Source organism: Mesorhizobium sp. (genome assembly GCF_004962925.1).
Lineage (GTDB): Bacteria > Pseudomonadota > Alphaproteobacteria > Rhizobiales > Rhizobiaceae > Mesorhizobium.
Window position 1 is genome coordinate 1 of the sequence record NZ_SUEO01000099.1, and the last position, 7,046, is coordinate 7,046.

Below are 7,046 nucleotides of genomic sequence, written 5' to 3' on the forward strand. Positions count from 1 at the left end.
CTTCAGCGTCGGTGCGTCGATGCCTTCCTGGCGCTTGTCCGCGGAAATGGCGAGCAGCCGAAGCGCGCCTGCCTTAACCTGTTCGGAGAACTCGCCAAAGCCGGAGATGCCGGCCGCAACCTGGTTGCCAAGAAGCGCCGACAGCGCCTCGCCGCCGCCGGCGAACGGCACGTAGGAGAGGTTGGCTGCCGGAACACCGGCCGTCTTCGCGATAAGGCCGAACAATATGTGGTCCGAACCGCCGGCCGAACCGCCAGCCACCGGAACCTTGGTCGGGTCAGCCTTGAGGGCGGCGACAAAATCCGCTGCGGTCTGGAACGGCGAGGCCGCCGGCACCACCAGCGCCTCGAACTCGCCGGTGAGGCGGGCGATCGGCGTGACTTCGGTGAGATTGTTGGCCGATTTGTTGGCGATGATGGCGCCAACCATGACCATGCCGGCAACCATCAGCGAATTGCCCTTGCCGTTCCACTGGCTGATGAACTGCGGCAGGCCGACTGTGCCGCCGGCGCCGCCGACATTGGTGATCTGCGAACCGGAGATCAGCTTCTCACTGCGCAGCACCTGGTCCATCGTGCGCGCCGTCTGGTCCCAACCGCCTCCGGGCGCTGCCGGCACGAATATCTGGATCTGCGGTGCATCCTGCGCGAAAGCGGGCGAGAGATGCAACGCTGCGAAACCGGCGGCGCCGGCAGCAGCGGTGCTCATTAAAAATCTGCGTCTGTTCAGCATGGGATTCCTCCAATCACGACACCTCCTCCGGTGCCTGCCAGCAACGTAGCCTGAATTCAGACCCGCTTGACAAAAATTCATGCAGTCTTTGCCACGTTCTGTCAACAGGAACAGCATTCTACTGGACAGAACTTTCTGCATGCGGCACAATTGGTCCGATCGGCCCTTCTGCCAACTGGGAACGGAACGTGGTCAAGCGGATGACCGTAACACAATCCAAGCCTGCCTCGCTCGCCGGCGTTGCCGCGCTCGATCGGGCGATCGCCATCCTCGATGCTTTCGCCACCGCCGACCGCTCGCTCAGCCTAGCCGAAATCGCGGCGCGGACCGGCCTCTACAAGAGCACGATCCTGCGCCTGGCGAACTCATTATTGCGCGGGCAGTTGCTGGAGCGTCTCGACGACGGCCGCTACCGTGTCGGCCCTGCCACCTTCCGGTTGGGCGCCCTATACCAGCGCTCGGTCGTGGCGATTGACATCCTGCTGCCGATCATGCGCGATCTGGCCGAGCGAAGCTGGGAAAGCGTCGCTTTCTATGTCCGCTCGGGCGACGTTCGTACCTGTCTCTACCGCGTCGAATCCAAGCATCCCATCCGCTACACCATACGGGAAGGCGACGTGTTGCCCTTGCTGGCCGGTTCGGGCGGCCGCGTGCTTGCGGCGTTTTCCGGTCAGCCGGGCGAGCCTTACGAGACGATCCGCAAAACCTATCATTGTTTGTCGGTCGGCGATCGCGACCCCGAGACGGCGGGCGTCTCGGCACCCGTGTTCGGACCGGGGCGCACCTTGCTCGGTGCATTGACGCTTTCCGGCCCGAGCACGCGCGTCGACGCGGCCTTTCTCCAGCGCATGAAAAAACCTCTGCTTGAGGCGGCCGCGCGCGCCACCCGCGCTTTCGGCGAAGACGTCTCGATGCTCGAAGAGGCGGCCCGCAAGGTCGAAGCGGAAGGCTCAGAAAGCCTCCGTTTGGCCTGACCAGACGGGATGACAGGCAGCATCCTCAAGGCTGCCGTTCCAGCAGGATCGTCGCATCGTCGTGATAGATGGTCCGCAACACTTCCCTGTAGCCGCATTTTGCCGCGACGTTCAGTGAACCGGTGTTCTCCGGATCGATGATGCAGACGGTCCTTGTGCGCCCGAATGCCTCGTCGCCCCAGGCGAGAACCCGTCCGACGACTTCGCTGGCAAACCCTTGGCCATGTGCGCTCGAAGCCAGCGCCCAGCCAGCCTCTGGAATGCCCTCGATCGACGGCACGATATCGCGCTTCAGATCGTGAAAGCCGGCCTCGCCGATGAAGCGGCCGGTCGCCTTGTCCTCAATCGCCCAGAAGCCGTAGCCCAGCAGCGACCACAGGCCGGCATGACGCAGGAAGCGCATCCAGCTTTCCTCCCGCGTGCGCGGCTTGCCGCCGATGAAGCGGGTGATGGCCGGATCGGCCCACATGGCGACATACGCATCGAAATCATCGAGCCGGTGCGGCCGCAGGATGGTGCGCGGTGTTTCGATGACGGGAGCGACGAGCGCCTGTGGATTACCCATGTGTCATGCCTCGGTTGCGGTTGCCTGTGTGCTTAGTGCATGCCGCCCAAGACTGCTCGGCGGTTTCGGGAATAACGACATGCGACAGAGATCCAAATCGCCTGCACCAAACAAGAGCCAAAGCCTGTGCAGATCATCTTCCAGCCTAATGTGGACACTGCCCAGCGGTGCTATTTTCACCGGCAGCTGATTCAGCGCCTGCTGTGCCGTCCGACGGAGGGAAAAGGGCATGGATACCACCGATCTTCTGCTTGCCATCTTTCATCATCTGCTGGTGTTTTCACTGGCAGGCATCATCGGCGCCGAATTTGTCCTGATCCGCGGCGATCTGCCCGCCGCAACGCTCCGGCGGCTTGTCGGCATCGATCGCCATTACGGTATCATCGCCATGCTGATAATCATCGTTGGCATCGGCCGCGTCATCTACGGCCTGAAGGGTTGGGAATTCTACGTCTACAACTGGGTGTTCTGGGCAAAGATGGCGGCCTTCGTCATCGTCGGCCTGTTGTCGATCATCCCGACCGTCCGCTTCGGTTCCTGGAGCAGGCAGGCTTCGGCCAGCCCCGGCTTCCAGGTGCCGGCGGCGCAGCTCGCATCCGTTCGAACTTATGTTCGCGCCGAAGCGTTCATCTTCCTGCTGATACCTGTCTTCGCAGCGGCGATGGCGCGGGGCTACGGCTACTGAATTTCGCCCACCGGTTCGAGTGGCGCAATCTCGACCAGCGGCGCCGGCACATCATTCGTCTTCTCCTCGGCCTTGCAGATGTCGGCGATGACACAGACCGGGCAATCCGGCTTGCGCGCCTTGCAGACGTAGCGGCCATGCAGGATCAGCCAATGATGCGCGTGGCGCATATATTCGTCCGGGATGATCCTCAACAGTCCTTGCTCGACCTGTTCCGGCGTCTTGCCGGGCGCCAGCCCGAGCCGGTTGCCGATGCGGAAGATATGCGTGTCGACCGCCATCGTATGCTGGCCGAAGGCCATGTTGAGCACGACATTAGCGGTCTTGCGGCCGACGCCCGGCAGCTTGACCAATTGATCGCGGTCGTCAGGCACCTCGCCGCCATGGTCGCGGATCAGCGCTTCCGACAGCGCAATGACGTTCTTGGCCTTGTTGCGCCAAAGCCCGACGGTGCGGATATAATCGCCGACCTTGGCCTCGCCGAGCGCCAGCATCTTTTGCGGCGTGTCGGCGACCTTGAACAGCGCCCGCGTCGCTTTGTTGACGCCGACATCGGTCGCCTGTGCCGAAAGCACCACCGCCACCAGCAGCGTGAATGGGTTGATGTGTTCGAGCTCGCCCTTCGGTTCGGGCCGCTGAACGGAAAAGCGTCGGAAAATCTCGTGCACCTCAGCCGGGCTGTAGGGGGACCGCACCGGCCGGGCACGCGGCTTGGCGTTCGAGCCGTCGCGTCTGCCGCGGGGCGGTTGATTTTCGAGCGTGGAGGAATTTTTGGACTTGGGGTTCGTCATTCCCTTCCTATAATATCCCGCCATGAGCGACACAAACGCCTCATTTCAGGCCGATGAGCCATTCTTCCAGGCGTTGCTGACACCGCATCGGTCGCTCGGCAAAACCGGCTTTGCCATCCTGATGGGCGCTCTGCTATTCGGCTCGTTGGTCACCGGAGCGTTTTTCCTGTCGCGCGGCGCCTGGCCGGTTTTCGGCTTCCTCGGTCTCGACGTCATTGCCGTCTACATCGCCTTTCGCGCCAATTATCGTGCCGCCCGCGCCCGCGAGGAGGTATCGGTCTCACGCACCAGTCTCGATATCCGCAAGACGGCGCCGTCAGGCAAATCGGAAGCGCATCGCTTCAATCCGTTCTGGGCGCGTTTTTCGGTCGCCCGCCACGCCGAGATCGGCATCACCAGGATGGCGGTGGAAGCACAAGGCCAGAATGTGCCAATTGGCAGCTTCCTCAATCCCGACGACCGCGAGAGCTTTGCCACTGCCTTTTCGCGCGCCCTGGCGACCGCCAAGGCACGCTAAAACCGATATCGCAATAACCTACCGATCTTGCGTAGCGGCGGAATGTAGCTCCAAAGCCGGATGAACAGCCTCGCGACCCAGCTCATTCGGGCTGCGTGTTCCGGCCGGTAGGCAGAAAGGTCCTCGACCAGTTGCAGGCCGGGCACCTTTTGCTCCAGTTCGTGCGGATCCTCGATGCTCCAATGGACCTCGGCGCCGGTCGCGCGGAACGATGGATTGAGGCGAATGATTTTCAGGCCTAAGCGGCTATACGCGTCGAAAACCAATTCGCCGCCCGAAAGATGCGCCACAAGCCGCGAAAACAGTCTTGGACCCTCGTCAGCGGCAAGGTAGGGAGTCAGCCCTTCCGCCACGACCATGGCCGGACGATCGCCGGGCACTTCGTCCAGCCAACCAGGCTCGGTGACTGACGACGCGATCAGGCGGTAATGGTCGCGCGGCGGATAGAGTTTGCGCCTGAGCTCGATGACTTCGGGATAGTCGACATCGAACCAATCCACGCCGGATGGTGGATCGATGCGGAATATCCGCGTGTCGAGCCCGCAACCGAGATGCAGCACGATGGCTTTGGGATTTTCGGTGAGAAAGGCCAAAACCCAGTCGTCCAGCGTCTTGGCCCTGATCGCCAAGCCGACGCCGAGATTGTCGTCGACCTTCAGCCGCGAGAAATCATAGTCGATGCGGCGAACCGCCTCGTCCGCGAAATGGTCCTTCAGCAGCGATTGAGGCAACCGGCTCTCCAGTGCCTTGCCATAGACGGTAATCAGCAGCGTCTCCTTCTCCTTGGTGAGATGCACCTTTTCGCCAGTCATCGTCGGCTCCTTCCTCGAAGCCAATTCTATCTGGGTATGTGCCGCGAGAAGGCAAGTTTCGGGTGGTGATCCGAGCCGCGAAGGACGATATTCACGATCAAGGAGATAGTCCCATGAACGCACAGACAGCTATTCTGAAGAAAGACATCACACCCGAAGGCAGTGACTACGAAGTTGTCCGGCGCGCCATCGAGAAGATCAGCCTTGACTACCGTGACCAGCCGTCGCTCGAAATACTGGCCGAGGAAGTTGGCGAGACGCCGACCGGCTTACAGAAGCTCTTCACCCGCTGGGCCGGCCTGTCGCCCAAGGCCTTCCTCCAGGCGGTCACGCTCGACCATGCGCGCAAACTGCTCGATTCCGGCATGCCGCTGCTCGAGGCTTCTCTTGAGGTCGGCATGTCGGGTCCCGGCCGCTTGCACGACCTTTTCGTCACCCACGAGGCGATGTCGCCGGGCGACTATAAGACGCGAGGCGCCGGGCTGACGATACGCTATGGCTACCACATCTCGCCTTTCGGCATCGCCCTGATCATGGTCACCGACCGCGGCCTTGCCGGCCTCGCCTTCAGCGATGCCGGCGGCGAGCGTGCGGCCTTCGCCGACATGTCCAGCCGCTGGCCGAACGCAAACTATGTCGAGGACATGGCCGCGACGGCGCCCTATGCCGCGCGCGTCTTCGATCCGGCGCTGTGGCGCGCCGATCAGCCGCTGCGCGTCGTCATGATCGGCACCGACTTCCAGGTCCGCGTCTGGGAAGCCCTGCTGCGCATCCCGATGGGCAAGGCCTGCACCTATTCCTCGATCGCCGCCCGCATCGGCGCACCTAGCGCCAGCCGGGCGGTGGGTGCTGCGGTCGGCGCCAATCCGATGTCGTTCGTGGTTCCGTGCCACCGGGCTCTCGGCAAGTCCGGGGCACTCACCGGCTACCACTGGGGCCTGACTCGCAAACGCGCCATCCTTGGCTGGGAAGCGGGACAGGTCGCGCCTTGAAATAGTTCACAGCCTCATGCGCTGATACCCAAACAGACCTTGCGACACCGGCGAGACGCTTTCGCCGGTGTTTTTCGTTAACCCGCGAAATGACTGCCCGCTCTGGAAAGCAGCCGTCTTCCGGGCTAGCTTCCCGCGCAGTCAGCAGGGAGGTACCACTTGATAATCGTAATCGGCTCGATCAACCTCGACCTTATCGCCAATGTCGACCGCTTGCCCGCACCCGGCGAGACGGTGCGTGGCTCCGGGTTCACCACCGCTCCCGGCGGCAAGGGCGCCAACCAGGCGCTGGCCGCCGCACGCGCCGGCGCCAAGGTGCGCATGGTCGGCGCCGTCGGCAAGGACAACTTCGCCACTGAGGCGCTGGCGCTGCTGCGGGACGGCAAGATCGACCTGTCCGGTGTCGGTGAAACCTTCGCCTCGACCGGCACGGCATTGATCATGGTCGCCGACGACGGCGAGAACGTCATTGCCGTGGTGCCGGGTGCTAATGATTCGGTTGTGACCGGCGACCTTTCCAAGGCTTTCATGAAAAAGGGGGATGTCGTGCTCCTGCAGCAGGAGATCCCGCTGCAGACCGTTGATGCCGCACTGGACGCGGCACGGGCGGCAGGCGCGGTCACCGTGCTCAACACGGCACCCTTCCGCGCAGAGGCGGCCGCCTTCCTCGGCAAGGCCGACTATGTCGTCGCCAACGAAACCGAATTCGACCTCTATGGCGAAGCGCTGTCGCTGAGTGGCCGCGATCGCCCCGCACGAATGCGCGATTACGCCGGAAAAACCGGCCGAACAATCGTCGTCACGCTCGGCGGTGACGGCGTCCTGGCTGCCACGCCAGCCGATCTTCTGATGGTCCCGGCGCTGAAGATCACGCCGGTCGATACTGTCGGCGCCGGCGATACGTTTTGCGGCTACTTCGCCGCCGGGCTGTCGTCCGGCCTGCCGCTCGATCAGGCGCTCGCCCGCGCTGCAGCCGCA

General features: G+C 63.0%; 9 protein-coding genes. 5 read left to right on the forward strand and 4 right to left on the reverse strand.

Annotated features, from left to right (window positions below; all coding sequences use genetic code 11):
* Positions 1 to 732: tripartite tricarboxylate transporter substrate binding protein (locus E5W87_RS19485; protein WP_292400941.1), on the reverse strand; the 732-nt coding region annotated here is incomplete at its 3' end.
* A 200-nt stretch (positions 733 to 932) separates the two neighbouring features.
* On the opposite strand from E5W87_RS19485, the gene E5W87_RS19490 reads away from it, so the two are divergent.
* Complete coding sequence (locus E5W87_RS19490) at positions 933 to 1,706, forward strand: IclR family transcriptional regulator (protein WP_292400943.1); 774 nt, start codon at positions 933 to 935, stop codon at positions 1,704 to 1,706.
* A 25-nt stretch (positions 1,707 to 1,731) separates the two neighbouring features.
* Here the strand turns inward: E5W87_RS19490 and E5W87_RS19495 are convergent, their stop codons facing one another.
* Positions 1,732 to 2,271, reverse strand: coding sequence for a GNAT family N-acetyltransferase (locus E5W87_RS19495; RefSeq protein WP_292400946.1), 540 nt, complete (start codon positions 2,269 to 2,271; stop codon positions 1,732 to 1,734).
* Between the two features lie 229 nt (positions 2,272 to 2,500).
* Between E5W87_RS19495 and E5W87_RS19500 the strand changes: the two genes are divergently transcribed.
* Complete coding sequence (locus E5W87_RS19500; RefSeq protein WP_292400950.1) at positions 2,501 to 2,956, forward strand: DUF2214 family protein; 456 nt, start codon at positions 2,501 to 2,503, stop codon at positions 2,954 to 2,956.
* Here E5W87_RS19500 and nth read toward each other — a convergent pair.
* Positions 2,950 to 3,747: an endonuclease III gene (nth, locus tag E5W87_RS19505; protein ID WP_292400952.1), complete on the reverse strand. Its 798-nt coding sequence runs from the start codon at positions 3,745 to 3,747 to the stop codon at positions 2,950 to 2,952. The two genes, E5W87_RS19500 and nth, sit on opposite strands and share 7 nt — an antisense overlap.
* A gap of 22 nt (positions 3,748 to 3,769) precedes the next feature.
* On the opposite strand from nth, the gene E5W87_RS19510 reads away from it, so the two are divergent.
* Complete coding sequence (locus E5W87_RS19510) at positions 3,770 to 4,264, forward strand: DUF2244 domain-containing protein (RefSeq protein ID WP_292400957.1); 495 nt, start codon at positions 3,770 to 3,772, stop codon at positions 4,262 to 4,264.
* Here the strand turns inward: E5W87_RS19510 and E5W87_RS19515 are convergent.
* Positions 4,261 to 5,076, reverse strand: coding sequence for a class I SAM-dependent methyltransferase (locus E5W87_RS19515; protein ID WP_292400960.1), 816 nt, complete (start codon positions 5,074 to 5,076; stop codon positions 4,261 to 4,263). The genes E5W87_RS19510 and E5W87_RS19515 overlap by 4 nt on opposite strands.
* A gap of 113 nt (positions 5,077 to 5,189) precedes the next feature.
* Here E5W87_RS19515 and E5W87_RS19520 point away from each other — a divergent pair, with 113 nt between their 5' ends.
* Both E5W87_RS19520 and E5W87_RS19525 read left to right on the forward strand, forming a co-directional pair.
* On the forward strand, positions 5,190 to 6,068 hold the full coding sequence (locus E5W87_RS19520; protein WP_292400963.1) for a methylated-DNA--[protein]-cysteine S-methyltransferase: 879 nt from the start codon (positions 5,190 to 5,192) through the stop codon (positions 6,066 to 6,068).
* 159 nt (positions 6,069 to 6,227) lie between these two features.
* Positions 6,228 to 7,046: ribokinase (locus tag E5W87_RS19525; protein WP_292400966.1), on the forward strand; the 819-nt coding region annotated here is incomplete at its 3' end.